The 20,091-nt window shown below is 45.7% G+C and carries 17 protein-coding genes; 12 read left to right on the top strand and 5 right to left on the bottom strand.

From position 1 onward, the window contains the following. The first annotated feature begins 54 nt into the window (after nt 1–54). From FTV08_RS09020 to recJ, 5 genes are all read left to right on the top strand, one after another. Nucleotides 55–420: a YkgJ family cysteine cluster protein gene (locus FTV08_RS09020; protein ID WP_080591854.1), complete on the top strand. Its 366-nt coding sequence runs from the start codon at nt 55–57 to the stop codon at nt 418–420. 225 nt (nt 421–645) lie between these two features. Further along, entirely contained in the window at nt 646–2,112 is a 1,467-nt protein-coding gene (gene guaB / locus FTV08_RS09015; protein WP_004281332.1) for an IMP dehydrogenase, read from the top strand. Between the two features lie 123 nt (nt 2,113–2,235). Beyond that, nucleotides 2,236–3,567, top strand: coding sequence for a phosphoglucosamine mutase (gene glmM / locus FTV08_RS09010; protein WP_004281334.1), 1,332 nt, complete (start codon nt 2,236–2,238; stop codon nt 3,565–3,567). A 14-nt stretch (nt 3,568–3,581) separates the two neighbouring features. Then, nucleotides 3,582–4,238: a pyridoxamine 5'-phosphate oxidase gene (gene pdxH, locus FTV08_RS09005; protein ID WP_218947200.1), complete on the top strand. Its 657-nt coding sequence runs from the start codon at nt 3,582–3,584 to the stop codon at nt 4,236–4,238. 2 nt (nt 4,239–4,240) lie between these two features. After that, on the top strand, nt 4,241–5,941 hold the full coding sequence (gene recJ, locus FTV08_RS09000) for a single-stranded-DNA-specific exonuclease RecJ (RefSeq protein ID WP_180087145.1): 1,701 nt from the start codon (nt 4,241–4,243) through the stop codon (nt 5,939–5,941). A 52-nt stretch (nt 5,942–5,993) separates the two neighbouring features. Here the strand turns inward: recJ and FTV08_RS08995 are convergent, their stop codons facing one another. Both FTV08_RS08995 and FTV08_RS08990 read right to left on the bottom strand, forming a co-directional pair. Continuing rightward, on the bottom strand, nt 5,994–6,794 hold the full coding sequence (locus FTV08_RS08995) for a putative porin (protein ID WP_004647251.1): 801 nt from the start codon (nt 6,792–6,794) through the stop codon (nt 5,994–5,996). Between the two features lie 175 nt (nt 6,795–6,969). After that, nucleotides 6,970–7,749 (bottom strand): putative porin, encoded by a 780-nt coding sequence (locus FTV08_RS08990; protein WP_180087144.1) that lies wholly within the window; start codon nt 7,747–7,749, stop codon nt 6,970–6,972. Nucleotides 7,750–8,250: 501 nt separating this feature from the next. Between FTV08_RS08990 and prfB the strand changes: the two genes are divergently transcribed. The 5 genes from prfB to FTV08_RS08965 all read left to right on the top strand — a co-directional run bounded on the left by prfB (nt 8,251) and on the right by FTV08_RS08965 (nt 13,372). Next, nucleotides 8,251–9,346 (top strand): peptide chain release factor 2 gene (gene prfB / locus FTV08_RS08985; protein ID WP_101627160.1). Its coding sequence is split into 2 segments (ribosomal slippage): nt 8,251–8,322 and nt 8,324–9,346, totalling 1,095 coding nucleotides; the frame shifts between segments, so codons are not numbered across the junction. Between the two features lie 147 nt (nt 9,347–9,493). After that, nucleotides 9,494–9,793, top strand: coding sequence for a helix-turn-helix transcriptional regulator (locus FTV08_RS08980; protein WP_004281346.1), 300 nt, complete (start codon nt 9,494–9,496; stop codon nt 9,791–9,793). 15 nt (nt 9,794–9,808) lie between these two features. Continuing rightward, nucleotides 9,809–10,894, top strand: a complete 1,086-nt coding sequence (locus FTV08_RS08975; protein ID WP_180087143.1) for an alkene reductase — start codon at nt 9,809–9,811, stop codon at nt 10,892–10,894. Between the two features lie 82 nt (nt 10,895–10,976). Continuing rightward, nucleotides 10,977–12,257 carry a 3-deoxy-D-manno-octulosonic acid transferase gene (locus FTV08_RS08970; protein WP_180087142.1) on the top strand — a complete coding sequence of 427 codons (1,281 nt, stop codon included), beginning with the start codon at nt 10,977–10,979 and terminating at the stop codon, nt 12,255–12,257. Between the two features lie 401 nt (nt 12,258–12,658). Continuing rightward, nucleotides 12,659–13,372, top strand: coding sequence for a 16S rRNA (uracil(1498)-N(3))-methyltransferase (locus FTV08_RS08965; protein ID WP_180087141.1), 714 nt, complete (start codon nt 12,659–12,661; stop codon nt 13,370–13,372). Here the strand turns inward: FTV08_RS08965 and FTV08_RS08960 are convergent. Together FTV08_RS08960 and FTV08_RS08955 are read right to left on the bottom strand one after the other, a co-directional pair. Then, nucleotides 13,346–14,326, bottom strand: coding sequence for a mechanosensitive ion channel family protein (locus tag FTV08_RS08960; RefSeq protein WP_180087140.1), 981 nt, complete (start codon nt 14,324–14,326; stop codon nt 13,346–13,348). The two genes, FTV08_RS08965 and FTV08_RS08960, sit on opposite strands and share 27 nt — an antisense overlap. Before the next feature lie 106 nt (nt 14,327–14,432). Next, nucleotides 14,433–15,011: a DUF805 domain-containing protein gene (locus FTV08_RS08955; RefSeq protein WP_180087139.1), complete on the bottom strand. Its 579-nt coding sequence runs from the start codon at nt 15,009–15,011 to the stop codon at nt 14,433–14,435. Between the two features lie 270 nt (nt 15,012–15,281). Here FTV08_RS08955 and acs point away from each other — a divergent pair, with 270 nt between their 5' ends. Together acs and FTV08_RS08945 are read left to right on the top strand one after the other, a co-directional pair. Continuing rightward, on the top strand, nt 15,282–17,228 hold the full coding sequence (gene acs / locus FTV08_RS08950; RefSeq protein WP_004281359.1) for an acetate--CoA ligase: 1,947 nt from the start codon (nt 15,282–15,284) through the stop codon (nt 17,226–17,228). Between the two features lie 128 nt (nt 17,229–17,356). Further along, nucleotides 17,357–18,538 (top strand): acyl-CoA dehydrogenase family protein, encoded by a 1,182-nt coding sequence (locus tag FTV08_RS08945; RefSeq protein ID WP_004281361.1) that lies wholly within the window; start codon nt 17,357–17,359, stop codon nt 18,536–18,538. A gap of 61 nt (nt 18,539–18,599) precedes the next feature. On the opposite strand, the gene FTV08_RS08940 is transcribed toward FTV08_RS08945, so the two are convergent. Further along, entirely contained in the window at nt 18,600–20,009 is a 1,410-nt protein-coding gene (locus FTV08_RS08940) for a deoxyribodipyrimidine photo-lyase (protein WP_004281363.1), read from the bottom strand. Nucleotides 20,010–20,091 lie beyond the last annotated feature (82 nt).

The raw sequence follows: 20,091 nt of genomic DNA, 5'->3' as shown, positions 1-20,091 counted from the left end.
TTTTTTATATTTCTTCTCCAAAAAACTTTTTTTGATAATGAGAACTTATAAGAAATGTTGTCTCAAGTTCCAAAACCGGATGCGTGTTTAAGCTGCGGGGCGTGCTGCGCCTATTTCAGGGTTTCGTTCTATTGGGCTGAAGGTATTCATATGCCTGAGCACTATACCGAACCTGTGACAGCAGTCTATTCATGTATGGCTGGAACCAATCAAAAAAATCCACGCTGTATCGCACTTGATGGCACCATCGGCCAGCAGGTGAGCTGCGGCATGTATGAGCAGCGCAGTTCATCCTGCAAAGAAGTGCAGATTGCCGATGAGCAATGCAATAAGGCACGTATTGCACACAATATGTTGCCCTTTGTCCAGATTGAAACTGATGAAGCCGACAATGATGACAGTTTTGAATATGTCAGCTAAATCCATCCAAAGCAGAGCTTAGGCTCTGCTTTTCACTTCATTAAAATGATCGGGGTATATTTTAAAATAGGGAACTTCATGATCGGACGTATTATTGATACTGTTTTAGCACCCACATAGATCTGCGTGTACGAAGCTTGAATAAAAAAATAATTTTGCAATTGCAATGAAATTTAAGCCGATATTTGTTTATAATAGTGCACGGAAATTACCAGTGAGACTGTTATGTTGACCATCGTTCAAGACGCGTTAACCTTCGATGATGTCCTATTACTCCCTGCCTATTCTACTGTTCTTCCAAAAGATGTCTCCCTAAAGACACGTTTAACTCGTGGCATTAACCTGAATATTCCTCTTGTGTCTGCAGCAATGGATACGGTGACTGAGTCCCGTATGGCAATTGCAATGGCGCAAAATGGTGGTATCGGTATTTTGCACAAGAACATGGATATCGCGGTTCAGGCTGCAGAAGTGCGCCGTGTGAAAAAATTCGAAGCGGGTATGGTCAAAGACCCGATTACAGTCACTCCTGAAACCACAGTACGTGAACTGATTGCGCTGACTCAAGCCAACAATATCAGTGGTGTACCCGTTGTGAAAGATGGCAAAGTGGTGGGTATCGTGACCGGTCGTGATACACGCTTTGAAACCAATCTTGAGCAGCCAGTCAGCAACATCATGACTGGTCAGGATCGTCTGGTGACAGTTCGTGAAGGCGAATCGAAAGAAAATATCCAAGCTTTATTGCAACAGCACCGTATTGAAAAAGTACTGGTGGTCAATGATCAGCAAGAGCTGAAAGGCTTGATTACGGTAACCGATTTCCGTAAAGCTGAATTGTATCCAAACAGCTGTAAAGATGATCTGGGTCGTCTGCGTGTTGGTGCTGCTGTCGGTACCGGTGCAGAAACGCCAAGTCGCGTAGAAGCCTTGGTTGATGCAGGTGTAGATGTGATTGTAGTCGATACTGCACACGGTCATTCTGCGGGTGTGATCGAGCGTGTACGTTGGGTGAAAGCCAACTATCCACAAGTTCAGGTGATTGGCGGTAACATCGCAACAGGTGATGCTGCGCTAGCGTTGCTTGATGCGGGTGCGGATGCCGTTAAAGTTGGTATTGGTCCTGGTTCAATCTGTACCACGCGTATTGTGGCGGGTATTGGTATGCCACAGATCTCTGCAATTGATTCTGTTGCCAATGCGCTGAAAGATCAGATTCCTTTGATCGCGGATGGCGGTATTCGTTTCTCTGGTGATATGGCCAAAGCGATTGGTGCGGGTGCAAGCACGATTATGGTGGGTTCATTGATGGCCGGTACTGAAGAAGCACCAGGCGAAGTTGAATTCTTCCAGGGCCGTTACTACAAAGCTTATCGCGGTATGGGTTCATTGGGCGCGATGGCGGGTGCGACAGGTTCTGCTGACCGTTACTTCCAGGACTCCAAGGCCGGTGCCGAGAAGCTGGTTCCTGAAGGTATTGAAGGTCGTGTACCGTACAAAGGCCCAATGGGTAATATCGTACATCAGATGATGGGCGGCCTACGTTCTTCAATGGGTTATACCGGTTCTGCGACGATTGAAGACCTGCGTCAGAATGCCAAGTTTGTGAAAATCACTTCTGCCGGTATGTCTGAGTCGCATGTACATGATGTGACCATTACCAAAGAAGCACCAAACTATCGCGTAGGTTAATTTCCTGTGATTTAAAATTTTAAAAAGCCGTCATGCAAATGACGGCTTTTTTATTTTGGTGTAAAGTGTGACTCAAGGAAAAAAATGGGTGATATCAATCATCCGCTAAGAAGTGAGATAAAGATGAGTTATTTTGGTACGGATGGTATTCGTGGAAAGTTTGGCGAATTGCCGATTACCCCTGAGTTTGCCCTGAAACTGGGATTTGCGGCTGGTAAAGTTTTAAAACGTCATAGTAAAAAATCCAAACCATTGGTGGTTCTGGGTAAAGATACCCGTTTGTCTGGTTATATCCTGGAAGCTGCCTTACAGGCAGGTTTAAATGCCGCTGGCGTTTATGTTCATCTTTTAGGTCCACTACCGACACCGGCGATTGCTCACTTGACCCGTGCCTTACATGCCAGCTTGGGTATTGTCATTTCCGCTTCGCATAACCCGTATTTTGATAACGGCATTAAGTTCTTCTCTGCGGAAGGTAAAAAATTGCCAGATGCTTTACAAGACGAAATTAATCAGGAACTTGAAAAAGATTTTGTGATTGAAGATACGGCGAATCTGGGTAAAAGTATCCGGGTTAAAGATGCCAACGGTCGCTATATTGAATTCTGTAAATCGACGTTCCCGTATCATCTGGATCTGAATGAACTCACCATTGTGGTGGATTGTGCCAATGGTGCAGCCTATAACGTGGGACCTGCAGTGTTCCGTGAACTGGGCGCACGTGTAATTGCGATTCACAATGAGCCGAGCGGTTTAAATATTAATGAGGGCTGTGGTTCAACGCATCCGGAAAGCTTGCAACAAGCCGTGATTCAACATCAAGCGGATTTGGGTATTGCCTTTGATGGGGATGCTGACCGTGTGGTTCTCGTAGATAAAGCCGGTAATCTGATTGATGGCGACCATATTCTTTATATTCTTGCGACTCAAAGCTCGAAAAAACCGGCAGGTATCGTCGGTACCTTAATGAGCAATATGGCGCTGGAACTGGCGCTGGAAAAAGCACAAGTGCCGTTATTACGTGCCAAAGTCGGCGACCGTTATGTATTGCAAGGTCTGGAAGAAAATGGCTGGGTAATTGGCGGTGAGCCTTCTGGTCATATTCTGACTTTAGACAAGAGCACCACAGGCGACGCCATTATTGCAGCCCTGCAAGTTTTAACCGTGATGGTTGAGCAGAAAAAAGCTCTGCATGAACTTGTGGCTGACTTTAAACTGTTGCCCAATGTCTTGGTCAATGTACGTTTAAATGCCATGTTTGATCCTTATTCAGTGCCTGCACTGGCAGCTGAATTTGAAAAAGCCGAACAGCAGCTTAAAGGTCGTGGCCGTTTATTGATTCGTAAATCTGGCACAGAACCTGTCATTCGTGTGATGGTCGAAGGCGATGATCTGGCTGAAGTCACCACACTTGCAAACAGCCTGGCAGATGCTGTGCGTGCCAATGCCGCTTAACAGGAACATAGATGATGAGTGATCTGATCAAGGATCTGAGTGAACTACGCCTGAATTATGAAAAAGGCGAGTTACAGGAACAGCAAGTCAATCCGAATCCACATATGCAGTTCCTGCAATGGTTTAACCATGCACTGGAAGCAAAATTGCATGAACCCTATGCCATGTCGTTGGCAACAGCCAATGCACAAGGCCGTCCGCATGTGCGTACGGTATTGCTGCGTGGAGCGACTGATGCAGGGTATGATTTCTATACCAACTATGATAGTCAAAAAGGTCTGGATCTGGCTGAAAATCCTTATGCCGAACTGTTGTTCTACTGGCAGGATCAGGAACGTCAGATTCGTATCTCGGGTCGTGTAAAGAAAATATCGGAAGAAGAATCGACCGACTATTATCATAAACGTCCACGCGAAAGCCAGATTGCCGCGCATATCAGTACCCCGCAAAGTGGCATCGTGGCTAGTCGTGAGGAATTGCAGCAACGTTTTTGGGATTTGCATACCCAGGTTGCCAATCAGCAACAGCTGGACAAGCCGGTATTCTGGGGCGGTTATCGTCTCGAACCCGATTATTATGAATTCTGGCAGGGTCGTCCGAACCGTTTGCATGACCGTTTAAGTTATCGCAAAACCGATGCCGGCTGGACTTTAGAGCGCTTAATGCCATAACCATGCAAAAACTGGAAATCAAACAACGTCCATTGCTGACACGCCCTGAAAATTTACCTGGCGTCCCTGCATTTGTGGCCGAGATTCTGGCTCGTCGTGGGGTGGAATCCGAGCAGGAACTTGAGCTCAAGCTGAAGCATTTGCTGGCACCGACCATGAAAGGCTTGCCTGAAGCCATTCAATTGATGGATCAGGCGATTGATCATGGCCAGAAAATCGTGATTGTCGGCGATTATGATGCCGATGGCGCGACCAGTACTGCACTCATGGTGCTGGCACTGCGCGATATGGGCGCCAATGTTGAATATCTGGTACCAGACCGTTTTAAATATGGGTATGGATTGACGCCCGCAATTGCAGATCTGGCCTTTGTCAATTTCACGCCTGATTTACTGATTACCGTGGACAATGGCATTTCCAGCCATGACGGAGTAAAACAGGCGCAGGATCATGACATGCAGGTGATCATTACTGATCACCATCTGACGACCAAGCCGACACCAAAAGCCGAAGCGGTGGTTAATCCGAATCAGCTCGGTTGCGATTTCCCGAGCAAGGCCTTGGCCGGGGTGGGGGTGGCATTTTATGTGCTGGCCAATCTGTCGACCCATCGCAAGAAACTGGGGAAATCCTGTACGGTAATTACCAATTATCTTGATCTGGTAGCGCTCGGTACCTATGCCGATGTCGCCAGTCTGGACTATAACAACCGGATTCTGGTTGATGCAGGTCTGAAACGCATTCAGCAAGGGCAGTGCCGTGCAGGAATCAGTGCACTGCTGGATATTGCCAAACGTGACCCTGCTGGTCTAAAAGCCCAAGATCTCGGTTTTGTTCTGGGCCCGCGAATTAATGCGGCTGGACGGATGGAAACCATGGACATCGGCATCGAATGTCTGCTGGCTCCTGATCTAGCAATGGCCTATCCACTGGCTGAACAGCTGAATCAGCTTAATGTCGAGCGCCGTCAGGTGGAAGGCAAAATCAAGCAGGACGCTTTAAACGAACTTGAGAAAATCCAGTTAGATGCGACGGCATTACCTGCTGCGCTGATCATGTTCGAACCACATTGGCATCAGGGAGTGATCGGGATTGTAGCAGGGCGTTTAAAAGAGCAGTTCCATCGTCCGAGTATTGTTTTTGCCGCGGATCAGGATGGGATTCATATCAAAGGTTCGGCGCGTTCGATTGAAGGTATTCATATTCGTGATGCGATTGAACAGGTGGCGGAGCAGTATCCCCATTTAGTCAGTCATTTTGGTGGCCATGCAGCAGCAGCCGGTTTAACCCTGAAAAAAGAAAATTTCGCCGAGTTTAAGCAGGTCTTTGAAGTACTGATTGGTGCGATGGATGAGGATTTATTCACTGCGACTTTATGGACGGATGGAGAGCTGCCAGCTTCTGCTTTTCACATTGAAACAGTCGATTTATTACAGAATTTAAGTCCATGGGGGCAAAAATTCCCCCAACCGATTTTTGATGGTGTGTTCAAAATCATGGACTATCGCTGGCTTAAAGATGTGCATCTTAAGTTACGTGTGGCGTTGGAGAATGGGCAGGTCGTGGATGCGATCGCTTTCAATGCAGCGGATAAATATGACTTTGACCCGATGAAAGATACACGATTGGTCTATGAGCTGGATAAAAATGTATTTAATGGCAATATCAGCTTGCAAATGCGGATTATCCATTTAGAACAATAGGCCATAAAAAACCGCTCGAGTGAGCGGTTTTTTTTGCTTTTAATCGGAGAGATTAGAAGCGGAAAGTACCGTTAATACCGAAAGAGTCAGCACCGTCAGTAGTTGTATAGTTCACGCCAGCTGCAATTGCAGGTGTAAAGAATTTTTGTGCGCGTAAACCAAATACTGTATCTGAATCATCTTCTGTAGAATCCGCGATTGATACACCCACACTTAAAGTTGGATCGATATAAAGATCAGCGCCTAAACGATAAGTTGTTTCATCACCGAAATAAGTTAAACCTTCAAAATTGGCAAAATGATTACCAATCTGAGTCACATATTTTGCACGTAAAGATAGTGCAGTATCATCACCTACAGTAACAGCATTTAAGAGGTTAGGGACAAAACCATAATTTGCTACCTGAACTGGATCAACGCTTTCATTAGCTGCACCAGCTGCTAATAGTAGGCCATTAACTGGTAAGTAACCAACTTCAAAAGCATAGCCAGTATTGTCTTCACCAGCAAAGTCAACCTGGTTAATAGTGCCGCTTACATAAAATTGAGTATTTGGAATATAAAACTCGCCACTTACACCAAATACATCAATATCCTCATCGCCATCACCGCTTGCATTTGCATAACCTAAGCCAATATTGCTTGCTTTATTTAGGAAAGCCGCTTCTGCAAGTGGAGAGTTCTTAACTTGAACAGTGTTTAAGTAATATTTTCCATTGATGAAAAATGTATCTAGATCCCCAACATTATCAATATCTGTATTTTCATACCCGACATTAAGTTCAGCTTGGTAAGCATGTGCAGTTCCCAGGCCAGCAAGAAGCGCTGTAGCAAGAGCAAGTTTCTTAAGCATTTAGATTTCTCTCTTTGTTATAAAAATATGACTGTTTGATGAACAGTTGTAACAAATTGTACAGTTTATATTCGCCCCGTCAATGTGCAAAAATACCTAAATGCTTGTTAAGAGTGCAATAAAAAAACCCATCCGAGGATGGGTTTTCTATGAATGACTAATTTTTGGTTTTAGATTAGAAGCGGTACTTCGCTGCTACACCAAAACTATTGTAGTCATTGTTGAACTGTTCGCCAAAGCCAACACGGCCTTCTAAGCTCACTTGCTGGTTAATGAACTTACGTGCATTGATACCAAATTCGCTCTTGTCGGTAATATCATTGTTGTGATAATCAGCACCGACACTCAAGGTTTTGTCGATGAAATAATCTGCCGCCAGATTGTATTCATCTAGATCACCAAACGCTGCACCTGCTTCCAGGTTGATATCTTTACCGTTGCTTAAGGTAGTCACATATTTAGCACGTAATGTTGGATCTACACCATCATCCTCGTCGTTATCCCAACCTTTCACACCCGCCGCAATCAATAGGCCTGGCGCTGGTAGATAACCGACTTCTGCAGCATAAGTAGTTAAGTCATTATCTACCTCATTGTTATCTTGCAGATCATGACCATTGACGTTACCGCTTAAGTAGAAGTCAGAATTCGGTACGAAGTACTCTGCACCTACGCCATAACGATGCGCTTCAGAATCACCAATTTCATTATATTGATATTGCGCACTCACGTTGCTAGCACGATCAAGGAATGCTGCTTCTGCTAATGGTGCATTACGTGTTTGAACTGGATTGAAGTAATATGTACCATCAACGCCGAAAGAACCGCTAGTTCCATCGTTGTCAGGATCAAACACTCCTGCTGATGCACCAATTTCTGCTTGGTAAGCATGTGCTGCTGTACCAGTCATTGCTATTGCTGAAAGTAGTGCCGAAGCAATCGCTAATTTTTTCATGGTTACTACCCCTCAAATCGTGAGTTAAAAACATTACACTTTTTGTTACAACTTTCAGTCTAGAGCAATTCCAAAGATCGTCAATCAAAGGAAAGTTACAGTAATGTGAATAGCGTAATCTTGTGTAATTTTTGCTGAACAAGTGACTGAATAATAAAATTAAATTTATAATGTAGTGTTTTATTAAAAGTGTGTAGATATTGTGGAATCTATTGAATTCGCTGATTTTTTATACAGATCAATAAGAAATCCTAAATTATAAAATCAATTGCAAAATTATATTTCGGTCATAAAACGGGGCTAAAAAGCCAATAAAAAATTTCGGATAAAAAGACGCAAAAGAGTCTATGAGATGTTGAAAATTGGATGAGGGAAATACAGGTCTAAATGTTCAAGACATTCGAGCCTTAGACTGAATGGATCGTTAAAATAGCGGAAATAGACTGTGCTATAATATCGGGCTAAGAATTTTGTGCCTAATTTTGATTGAGAGTAATTCACGTGGAAATTAATCCGTATCTAAACCAATTAAAAGACTTAAACGAACGTGGTCAAACACTACGGGGGTATCTTTGACTACGATCTGAAAAAAGAGCGTTTAGAAGAAGTCCTGCGTGAATTAGAAGATCCAACGATCTGGAATGATCAGAGTCGTGCTCAAGCAATGGCCAAAGAAAAAGGCGAGCTTGAAAATGTATTAAATGTGCTGGATCGCTTAAGTACCCAGCTTGAAGATGCACAGGCTTTGCTTGATCTGGCGGTTGAAGCGGATGATGAAAGCTTGCTAGAAGACGTACAGGCTGAACTGAGCACGGCTGAAGAAGAACTGGCCAAGCTTGAATTTCGCCGTATGTTCAATAATCCGATGGATCCAAACCCTTGCTATCTTGAAATTCAAGCTGGTTCAGGCGGTACAGAAGCACAGGACTGGGCGTCTATGTTGCTACGTATGTATCTACGCTGGATTGAACGTCATGGCTTTAAAGCAGAAGTGATGGAAGAATCTGATGGCGATGTTGCCGGGATTAAATCTGCGACGATTCGTGTGGAAGGTGAGTACGCCTATGGCTGGTTACGTACCGAATCTGGTGTACATCGTTTAGTGCGTAAGTCGCCCTTTGACTCGGGCAACCGTCGTCATACCTCATTTTCTGCCGTGTTTGTCTCACCTGAAGTAGATGACAATATCGAAATTGAAATCAATCCGTCCGATGTTCGTACCGATACTTACCGTGCATCAGGGGCGGGTGGTCAGCATATTAACAAAACAGATTCTGCCGTGCGTTTAACCCATGCACCGACCGGAATTGTGGTGGCCTGTCAGAACCAGCGTTCACAACATGCCAACCGTGACCACGCCTGGAAGCAGTTACGTGCCAAACTTTATGAGCTCGAGATGAGCAAACGTAACGAAGCGGCACAAGCACTGGAAGATTCCAAGTCTGATATCGGCTGGGGTAGCCAGATCCGTTCTTATGTCCTGGATGATTCACGTATTAAGGATTTGCGTACAGGTGTGGAAAATTCCAATACTGGCGCAGTTCTGGACGGTGATCTGGACAAATTTATCGAAGCAAGCTTGAAACAGGGCTTGTAAGAAGTTGTTTAAATAGCTGGCGTAACCAAGCTTGTACAGATTGTGACTCTTATATCTAAATTATTCGATATATAAATCGTAAAAATACGATATAATGGTCGCAGATGCTGAATAAAGTTTCGTTGCGCCACTGATTGTGATGTGCCTATGGACCTTGATCTAATTTTTAAAGCCTTAGCCAATCCGACCCGTCGACAAATTCTGGAGTGGTTAAAATCTCCGGAGCAATATCTGTCTGCGGAAGAGTGTGGTGGCTTTCAACGTGGGGTCTGTGCAGGTCAAATTGAACGTTTGGGCCAGGTTTCCCAGTCCACCATGTCCAATCACCTGTCGGTGTTACAGCAGACTGGCCTGATCACTGCGACCAAGCATGGACAGTGGTCATATTTCTCCCGCAATGAAACTTTGATTCAACAATTTATCGAACACCTACAACAACACCTTTAACAGGTGGGAGTAACGATGGCTGAATTAAATTCTCCTTTAACGCTCGGTGCGTTAGAGCTTAAAAACCGTGTCATCATGGCGCCGCTGACCCGTAGCCGTGCAACTGCTGATCGCGTTCCAACCCCAATGATGGTTGAATACTATGCGCAACGTGCAAGTGCTGGCCTGATCATTTCTGAAGCTACAGTGATTTCTGAAGAAGCCAACGGCTATTTAAATACTCCGGGACTGTTTACCGATGCGCAGGTCGAAGGCTGGAAAAAGGTCACTCAAGCGGTTCATGAGAAGGGCGGTCTGATTGTTGCCCAGCTTTGGCATGTTGGTCGTGTATCGCATCCGGATCTGTTAAATGGTGAAACACCAGTCTCTGCAAGTGCAGTACAACAGGCGGGTCATGTCAGCTTGTTACGTCCAAAACGTCCATACGTTACGCCACGTCCTTTGGAAGTTTCTGAAATTCATGCCATTACCGAGCAATACAAGCAAGCTGCGATTCGTGCTAAAGAAGCCGGTTTTGATGGTGTTGAATTACATGCTGCCAATGGTTATCTGATTGACCAGTTCTTGCAAAGCAAAACCAATCAGCGTGAAGATGAATACGGCGGTTCAGTGGAAAATCGTACACGTTTCCTTCTAGAAGCAACTGATGCACTGATTGAAGTATGGGGCGCAGATCGTGTAGGGGTGCATTTTGCGCCGCGTTGTGATGACCATGACATGGGCGACAATGATCCACGTGAAACATTTGGCTATGCCATGGAGCAGCTGGGTAAGCGCAAGATTGCCTTCTTCTTTACCCGTGAATATCTGGCAGAAGACAGTATTTCTGAATATATGAAACAGCGCTCAAATGGAGTGCCTTATATTGCCAATATGCAACTAAGTCGTGAAGATGCCATTGAATTACTGGCTTCAGGCAAGGCCGAAGCGGTATCTTTTGGCAAAGCTTATATTGCCAATCCGGATCTATATGAACGTCTGCTCGAAGATGCGCCGCTGAATGAACTGAAGCTGGAAAATATGATCGGAACCAATGTCGCGGAAGGCTATATTGATTATCCGACATTGGCTGAAGCAGAAGCTTTAACTACAGTAGAATAATCTAAAAATGAGCCACATTGATTAACATGTTGATGTGGCTCTGCTATATTCTGCCGATTAAATCTTTGGACAGGGGCGCAATGTGGCCACTCCATTTTGGTATAATGCAGCCTTGGCGCTGGTTAAACCCTTATATCAATCGCGTATTCGTAAACGTGCGACCGATCCTGAACAATTACAACAAGAACTGACAGAACGTTTTGGCCCGTTTCAGCCACCCAAAAACCTGCATGCTATCTGGTTTCATGTGGTGTCGGTGGGCGAAACCAACGCGGCCCAACCGTTAGTTGAACATTATTTAAAGCTCGGTCATCCGGTGCTGGTCACCAATACCACCAAAACCGGTCAGGCCCGGGTAAAATCGCTGTTCTTAAAGCCACCTTACTTAGACTTATTTCAGGCCGTGTATTTGCCTGCTGACCAGAAAACCTTAATTCGTGAGTTTTATCAAAAATATCAGCCGAAACTTTTATTGCTGATGGAAACTGAACTTTGGCCGAATCTGCTGGATCAGGCACCCCAGTTTAATGTGCCAAGTGTATTGTTGAATGCGCGTCTGTCCGAAAAATCCGCCAAAGGCTATGCCAAGGTCAAAGGTTTGACCCGTGGCATGCTCAAGAATTTAACTGGTCTTTTGGCACAGGATACAGCTACCCAGCAACGTTATATCCAGTTGGGAATCGCAGCTGAAAAAACCCAAGTTTTGGGCAATATCAAATTTGATATTACTGCGCCCGAGCGCTTTATTCATCAGGCAGATCAATTGAAACAGGAGTGGCAGTTAGGGGGGCGAAAGATCGTCACGTTAGCTAGTACTCATGCTCCTGAAGAAAAAGAAATTCTGAGTGTTTTAAAAGCTGCTTTAGAAGCTGATCCATATTTGGTCTGTATTGTGGTACCGCGCCATCCGGAACGTTTTGATGAGGTGTTCGAAGCTGCACAGTCTTTGGGATTGAAAATCCAGCGTCGAAGTCTAGGGCAACATATTAAAGCAGATACCCAGGTTTATTTGGCCGATTCGATGGGTGAAATGTGGCTTTGGTATGCTTTGAGTCAGGCATGTTATGTGGGTGGTTCTTTAAATGAACCAGGTGGTGGACATAATATTTTGGAGCCGATTGCGCTGAATGTGCCGACTGTTTTAGGCAAAAACTATTTTAATTTTCAGACCATCGTGGATGAGTTTGTTCAATCGGATGCAGTCGCAGTAGTACAGAATGTCCAGCAGGCTGCAGAAGTATTACTGGAACTTTTGCAAGATCAGGTTAAGGCGGAAAACTTGAATGCGGCAGCGCAGCAAATTATGCAGTTAAATACAGGATCGCTTGCCAAGCATATTCAGGTGATTGATCAGTATCTTTAATTTACCTTGATAAGTAACAGATATTGGATTTACCAAGACGGCAGGGATGCCGTCGTTAGGCTGATGATACAGGGAAGTATCATCAACCTAACAAAAGCGTTTTGCCTACTTTTACGCTGTAAAAAGTAGGGAGAAGCCTACACGATGATAAGTCACTATAGAGCTTTATTTAAGGCTTGTCCTACAATAACCGAGTTTCGATTTGGCTTAGTATTTCTTTGTATTTCTTTTTCAAAGTGATTACCTTACTTTTGTCGGGCCATGAAGGGCATACCCTGCAAGACAAAAGCCCTTTATTTCACTGATGCTGCATCCCTGCAGCACAGTGAAATTGGCGACATCCCTGTCGCCACCCTCTAGCCAATAGAGGGATATATCATATTTTTTTGGTCTTCTTTTTTATGAACATCATCCTGCTTGATTCACGTCAAACCGAAGCTGAATTCTGGTCCATTACTTCCACTCGGCAACTGGAACATTTACAGCAGCGTTTGCAGATTCAGGTGGGGGATACGTTAAAAGTCGGAATTCGGGAAGGTCAGCGTTACCTGACTGAGATTGTCGAAATCTCTGAAAAAGCAGTGCGCTTGAAACCGCTGCAACAAGAAACTGTTCCAGAAAAATTGCCAGTGACTTTAATTGTGGCTTTACCACGTCCGAAGGTGCTGCGCCGTCTGATCATGGACAGTGTCACTTTGGGCGTTGAAAAAATCATTTTACTGCATAGCTACCGCGTTGATAAAAGCTATTGGCAAACGCCATTTTTACAGCAGTTAAATCATTATATCGAGTTGGGACTGGAACAGGCCGGGGATACGGTTGCACCCCAAATTGAGCTGTATAAGCGCTTTAAACCCTTTGTAGAAGATATCCTGCCGGGCTTGATTACCAGTAGCCGGCCCGCTTATGTGGCACATCCTTATGTCGAGCAAGCAATGCCCTTTGCGATTCAGCATCCCTGTACGATTGTTATTGGTCCGGAGGGTGGATTTATCCCTTATGAAGTCGATTTGCTCATCAAAAACGGCTGTCAGGCAGTGAGTCTGGGCAACCGTATTATCCGTACAGAAACCGTGATTCCGTATGTTTTAGGTCGTCTGTTTAGCGCGGGCTGAGGCATCATCATTGCCTTCGCCGCGATAGACTTTGACTTCCTGTACCGGATACGGAATTGAAATATGATGTTCGGCAAATGCCTGAATCACCCGTTCCTGCACCGCACTGATTGAGGTTCCGGTGCCTGTTTCAGTGGTATCGACCCACCAGAAGGCTTTCAGGGTAATGGAAAAGTCAGCCAGCGCCGTCACATTGACACTAAAGCCCGGTTGGCTGAGGATGGTCGGATCTTTATCTAAAATAGCGGTAATCAGGTCCTTGGCTTTCTGGATGTCATCTTCATAGCCGATACCCACGACGAATTCGCAGCGGCGACGGGTATAGGCGGTATTCACCGTAACCGCACTGGTGTAGACGGTCGCGTTTGGAATGACGATACGGCGGCCATCCGGTGAGCGTAAAAAGGTTGCACGAATCTGGATATCTTCAACCGTACCTTCCATGCCATTCACGATAATATCGTCGCCAATCTTGAACGGTTCACTGAGCAGAATCAACACGCCAGAGAGCAGGTTCTGGAAAATATCCTTGAAGGCAAAACCGATCGCGACCGAACCAATCCCGAGGGCACTCATCAGCTGACCTGGGGTAAAGCCAGGAACAGCAATCACCAGTCCAATCAGAATACCAAAGAAAATAATAAAGGTACTGCCGACACGGTTGAGTACCAACACCAGATTCTGACGGGTATAAGAGCGGTTTTCCAAAGTTTTACGTACGAAAAACTTGAAGACTTTGGAGAGTAACCAGAAAATCGTAATTACGATCAGTGCGATACAGAAATAAGGCACACGTTCCCAGAAACCTTCCATGATCTTGTCAATGGTGCTGTAGGCATCATTATACTTGGCGGTATGTTCAATCACGGTCTGGGTCGTTTTCTCAGTTGCCTGATGTAACAACTCCGTGGTGCCCTCAGTTACCTGGCTTAAGGTATTGTTTTGCTCTGCCACAAAAATTCCACAATTCAAATTTCGCCTATTTTGCCTGATGTTCAGCAAAAAATTAATAAGGACTCGAAGTCACCAGTAGATAATTTTAAAAATAACGGCGCTGTTGTTAAAAGTATTTGGTGGTTTTTTGCATCATTTCCGTGGGGGTAGGGGTTTGTTCTTCACCGCTCATATAACTGAATAAAGCGATAGATCCCAACAAGCTAAGCAGGGTCAGGATAATCATCAGCCAGGCCAGAATTTTTTCCCAGAGCAAGGTCATCCGTGCCGGACCATACTGATTAGTGCCTCGATCGCCCGAACCAAAAACGATATAAAGCCATACAAAAATGTTTACTAGCGGCAGCAAAAATAATAGCGCCCACCAGCCACTGCGGTTCATATCATGCAAACGGCGAACGGTCACCACTAAAGCGAAATACACATAGACCAGAACCATGGCCAGTACAACAATACTGGCCAAACCTTGCAGTGAAATCAGCCAGTTGGGATCCATGGAGTGGGTAGAAATATTCACAATATCAATGCTGAGACCCAGTGCGATACTGCCAAATAAAAAAATGAAATACAGAAATGCCGACCAGGCAATAAAGCTCAAGCGCCCGAAGCGACCTTTCATCGACAGGGGATGATCGGTTGCAGGCAGCGCAGGCGGGTTAAAGTAGGGAGATTCAGGCGATTTCATAAAGTGTATCCTGCTAAATCAGATGAAATAACTACAAGCGATCAATTTTATTTTTAAAGGGCTGTGCTACAGATCATACACAGTTGCGCAGAAGATTCTGTACTGTAAGTTGTGGTTTATTTTGATTGAATTTGTATAAATAATCTACGACGAAAGCATGATTGCCGGATTTGAAATAAGCAGGCCATACTGCCATTATGCATAAAAAACAATCAACAACGCAGCATTAACCTCTCGTGATGAGATAGAACAAAATCAAGGAAGTGACCTATGCAAGAGATCTATCCAGTACCCGAAGAATTTAAAAAAACAGCACGCACGCTCGAAGACCAGTACTTTGAACGTTATCAGTATTCTATAGAACAGCCAGATAAATTTTGGGCAGAACAGGCGCAACGTCTGGACTGGATCAAGCCCTTTACCCAAGTCAAAAATACCAGCTTTAACAAAGACGATTTTAAAATCGAATGGTTTGCCGATGGTCAGCTCAATGTCAGTGCCAATTGTCTGGATCGGCACCTGAAAGAACATCCTTATAAACCGGCGATCATCTGGGAAGGGGATCATCCTTCGCGGCACAAGATTATTTCCTTTGCCGAACTGCATGATGAAACCTGCCGTTTTGCCAATGTGTTGAAGAAAAATGGCATCCAGAAAGGCGACCGGGTCATGCTGTATATGCCGATGGTCTCTGAAGCCGCGATTGCCATGCTGGCCTGTGCCCGGATCGGGGCGGTACATTGCGTGGTATTTGGTGGTTTCTCGCCAGATTCTCTGGCTAGCCGGATTGAAGACTGTCAGGCGAAAATGGTGATTACAGCCGATTCCGGCATGCGCGGCGGTAAGGCCATTCCGCTGAAAGCCAATGTCGATGAGGCACTAAAACTGGCAGGTACAGACTCGATTCAAAATGTAATGGTGGTACACCGCACCGGTAACCCGATTGAAATGCAGGAAGGGCGTGATCTGTGGTATCACACGGAAATTATGTCAGTGAATGACATCTGCCCACCGGAACCGATGAATGCCGAAGATCCGCTGTTTATCCTGTATACCTCAGGTTCCACCGGCAAGCCCAAGGGCGTGATGCATACCACTGGCGGTTATCTGACTTATGTCAACTGCACCTTCCGTGAAGCGTTTGATATCAAGCAGGATGATGTGTTCTGGTGTACCGCAGATGTCGGCTGGATCACTGGACATTCCTATGTGCTGTATGGGCCACTTTCGAATGGGACCACCACTGTGATGTTTGAAGGTGTACCGCAATATCCAAGCTGGGCGCGTACTGGACATATTGTTGATAAGCATAACGTGACCATTCTCTATACTGCACCGACCGCGATCCGCGCCATGATGCGTGAGGGCGATGCTTTTGTACGGGAAAGTGACCGTAGCAGCCTGAGAATTTTAGGATCGGTCGGTGAGCCAATTAATCCGGAAGCCTGGAACTGGTACTACACCGTGGTCGGTGAAAGCCGCTGTCCCGTCATCGATACCTGGTGGCAAACCGAAACTGGCGGTTTTATGATTACGCCATTGCCGGGTGCGACTGATTTAAAACCAGGTTCTGCGACACGGCCTTTCTTCGGGGTACAACCGGCTATTGTCGATGCCGATGGCAAGGAACTGGAGGGTGAAGCTGAGGGAAATCTGGTGATTAAGGATTCCTGGCCGGGTCAGATGCGTACCATTTGGGGAGACCCGGAGCGTTTTATTGAAGCTTATTTCTCTACCTATCCCGGTACTTATTTTACCGGAGATGGGGCGCGTCGCGATAAAGATGGTTATTACTGGATTACCGGCCGTGTCGATGATGTCCTGAATGTATCCGGACACCGTTTAGGTACTGCAGAAATTGAAAGTGCACTGGTGGCGCATGAATCGGTAGCAGAGGCCGCTGTAGTCGGTATGCCGCATGATATTAAAGGTCAGGGAATTTGTGCCTTTGTGACCTTACAGGCTGATGTTGCCAGTTCAGATCAATTACGTGGAGAACTGGTCAGCTGGGTACGCAAGATTCTCGGGCCAGTGGCGACTCCCGATGCCTTGCACTGGGCACCGGCATTGCCGAAAACCCGTTCCGGCAAAATCATGCGCCGGATATTGAGAAAGATTGCAGCCGATGAGCTGGATAGTCTCGGAGATACTTCGACCCTAGCTGAACCGCAAGTGGTGGATCATCTGATTGCAGAGGTACAGCGTAATAACGCTTAAATTTAAGCTTTTCCAATACCGGCATCCCGCCGGTATTTTTATATCGGGAATAAGCTCTGCATGCTTTCGGATATAGGTCAGTACCCTGATCTGCTAAGCTGTTTCCATGCTGAACATGAGTTAAAATAATGAATGCACAATCCCCATATTTAAATCAGTCTCCTGTCGATATTGCCCAAAAACTTGCTGAAACTTTTGCTTTGACTGCCGCAGAGCGGGACAAACAGGGGGGGAATCCCAAGGCCGAGCGTGACCTGATTCGCCAGAGTGGCTTGCTTGGCCTGTCCATTCCAAAACAGTACGGCGGTCAGGAGGCAGATTGGCAGACCATTTTTAAAACCATTCAAATTATGGCCCAAGTCGACAGTTCATTGGCGCATGTCTATGGCTTTCACCATTTGCTGATTGCGACCGTGCAATTATTTTCCCAAGCGGAACAATATGGCCCGTGGTTTGAACAGACGGCCCAAAATGATCTGTTCTGGGGTAATACTCTAAATCCGCTGGACCATCGCACCACAGTTACAAAAGTTTCAGAAAACGAATATATTTTCCATGGTGATAAAAGCTTCTGCTCAGGTTCGATTGATTCGGATATGTTGCTGTGTTCAGGTTATGACGAAGCAGGAAAATTACTGATAGGAGTGATTCCTACCTGGCGAGAGGGCGTGAGCTTTCTGGGCGACTGGAACAATATGGGCCAACGCCAGACCGACAGCGGTGGCAGCCATTTTGAGCAGGTCAAAATTCATGAAGATGAATTGCTGTTAAATCCAGGCCCACTGAGTACGCCATATTCCAGTCTACGGCCTTTGATTGCCCAGCTGATTTTCGTGCATCTGTTTTTGGGCGTGGCAGAAGGGGCATTTGAAATCGCCAGACAGGGTGTACAGACCCAAAAAGCCTGGTCCAAATCACTGGCAGAAGATGCAGTGAATGATCCTTTTACCCAGAAGCATTTTGCCGAGTTCTATATACAGCTAGAAGGCGTACGGTTGCTAACAGCTAAAGCGCTTCAAACTTTACAAGTAGCATGGGATGAGGGGAGTAATTTAACAGCTGAGCAGCGCGGTGAAGTCTCGGTTGCCATTGCCACAGCTAAAATTGCCGCAACCAATACCTCTCTTTATATTACCCAGAATATTTTCCAGGTGATGGGTGCGCGGGCCACCACGGCCAAGCTCAATCTGGACCGTTTCTGGCGCAATGTCCGCACCCAGACTTTGCATGACCCGATCGATTATAAATATCAGGAAGTGGGGGAATGGGTGCTGACTGGAAAAGTGCCTGATCCGAGTTTTTATTCCTGATCTAAAAATAAAACAGCCTCTTTATCGGAGGCTGTTTTATTCGGGATGAAAAAGTTTGGTTTTAAATTTGCTTAAACGCTTCAATCGCTCTTACACGAGAGGCTTTTAAATCCACAATCGGTTTTGGATAATCCAGTGCAAGATCCGGATTTTTAGCATAGGGTTCATGAATAGATTTAGCATTCAGATGTGTCAGTTCTGGCACCCATTGACGGATGTAATCCCCATTCGGGTCAAACTTCTGTGACTGGCTGACCGGGTTAAAAATCCGGAAATAAGGTACGGCATCCATGCCGGTCGAGGCACACCATTGCCAACCGCCATTGTTCGCTGCCAAATCGCCATCAATCAGATGCTGCATGAACCAGCTTTCTCCCAGACGCCAGTCAATCAGCAGGTTTTTACATAGAAACATCGCAGTAATCATGCGCACCCGGTTATGCATCCAGCCAGTGGCCCGCATTTGCCGCATGCCGGCATCGACAATTGGAATCCCGGTTTGTCCTTGTTGCCAGGCAGCCAAATTATCCGGTGCATTGCGCCACTGGATGTTATCGGTATTTTCCTTAAAAGGCCGATGCCTGGATACACGGGGAAAATCAAACAGGGTATGCAGATAAAACTCGCGCCAGAGCAGTTCATCCAGCCAGGTCTGCTGACCGATATCATCAATCTGGAAATAACTGTCCTTAAACAGGGTCTGCATACATTGACGGATCGAGAGAATACCGATATTCAGATACGGTGACAGGCGGCTGGTACCATCGACTGCAGGTAGCTCTCGCTCGGTTTTATAGTGAGCTATTTTATCCTCGATAAAATCATCGAGCAGCTCTAAGGCAGTATGATCCTGCGCAGGCCAGAGCTGGGCAGCATGATCGACTTCATAATTAGCCGCAAATTTTTGCAGATCAAAGCTGGTCAACTGGTCTGGTAATTCAACCGGATCTTGAGCCTGAATGTCAGGGTAACAGCCCGGTATATTCTGAATCAGTCGCTCATAGCACTTTTTCTTGAATGCGCTATAGATCTGATAGGGTTGATTGGACTGGTTACGGATACTGGTCAGTGGAAACAGGCTGCGATCATGATACAGCTCGACCCGGATCTGCTGCTGTTCCAGCATCTGCTGTACCTGTGCATCACGTTGCAGTTCATTCACGCCCACTTCAATATTGGCATGTAGCGTATCAATCTGAAGTTTTTGGCACAGGCTTCGCATTTCGGCCGGCAGGTCTTGCCATAAGGGAACATTTAAAATGATTAATGGAATATTCAGCTGCGCTAACTGCTGCTTTAAGATGTCGAGGCGACGTAGATAAAAATCGATTTTAATCCGGGCATCCTGATGCAGCTTCCATTGTTCGGGAGAGAGCACCATCACTGCTATACAGCTGCCTTGCTGGGTGGCATGCCAGAGCGCGGCATGATCATGAATGCGGAGGTCTTGACGAAACCAGATCAGTTGCATTGTTAAAATTCTTGGAAAGTCGTTAGTGCAGAATTTTAAGGAATTGATGGTCTTAAACCTAGCCAGACAACAATTTTATCAC

Source organism: Acinetobacter sp. YH12226, from assembly GCF_013417805.1.
GTDB lineage: Bacteria > Pseudomonadota > Gammaproteobacteria > Pseudomonadales > Moraxellaceae > Acinetobacter.
This window is presented reverse-complemented; position numbering and strand designations above follow the sequence as displayed.

Excerpts from the sequence above, each read along its gene's own strand:
- FTV08_RS09020 (WP_080591854.1), top strand. The coding sequence starts at position 55 with ATGTTGTCTCAAGTTCCAAAACCGGATGCGTGTTTAAGCTGCGGGGCG.
- guaB (WP_004281332.1), top strand. The coding sequence starts at position 646 with ATGTTGACCATCGTTCAAGACGCGTTAACCTTCGATGATGTCCTATTA.
- glmM (WP_004281334.1), top strand. The coding sequence starts at position 2,236 with ATGAGTTATTTTGGTACGGATGGTATTCGTGGAAAGTTTGGCGAATTG.
- pdxH (WP_218947200.1), top strand. The coding sequence starts at position 3,582 with ATGAGTGATCTGATCAAGGATCTGAGTGAACTACGCCTGAATTATGAA.
- recJ (WP_180087145.1), top strand. The coding sequence starts at position 4,241 with ATGCAAAAACTGGAAATCAAACAACGTCCATTGCTGACACGCCCTGAA.
- FTV08_RS08995 (WP_004647251.1), bottom strand. The coding sequence starts at position 6,794 with ATGCTTAAGAAACTTGCTCTTGCTACAGCGCTTCTTGCTGGCCTGGGA.
- FTV08_RS08990 (WP_180087144.1), bottom strand. The coding sequence starts at position 7,749 with ATGAAAAAATTAGCGATTGCTTCGGCACTACTTTCAGCAATAGCAATG.
- FTV08_RS08980 (WP_004281346.1), top strand. The coding sequence starts at position 9,494 with ATGGACCTTGATCTAATTTTTAAAGCCTTAGCCAATCCGACCCGTCGA.
- FTV08_RS08975 (WP_180087143.1), top strand. The coding sequence starts at position 9,809 with ATGGCTGAATTAAATTCTCCTTTAACGCTCGGTGCGTTAGAGCTTAAA.
- FTV08_RS08965 (WP_180087141.1), top strand. The coding sequence starts at position 12,659 with ATGAACATCATCCTGCTTGATTCACGTCAAACCGAAGCTGAATTCTGG.
- FTV08_RS08955 (WP_180087139.1), bottom strand. The coding sequence starts at position 15,011 with ATGAAATCGCCTGAATCTCCCTACTTTAACCCGCCTGCGCTGCCTGCA.
- acs (WP_004281359.1), top strand. The coding sequence starts at position 15,282 with ATGCAAGAGATCTATCCAGTACCCGAAGAATTTAAAAAAACAGCACGC.
- FTV08_RS08945 (WP_004281361.1), top strand. The coding sequence starts at position 17,357 with ATGAATGCACAATCCCCATATTTAAATCAGTCTCCTGTCGATATTGCC.
- FTV08_RS08940 (WP_004281363.1), bottom strand. The coding sequence starts at position 20,009 with ATGCAACTGATCTGGTTTCGTCAAGACCTCCGCATTCATGATCATGCC.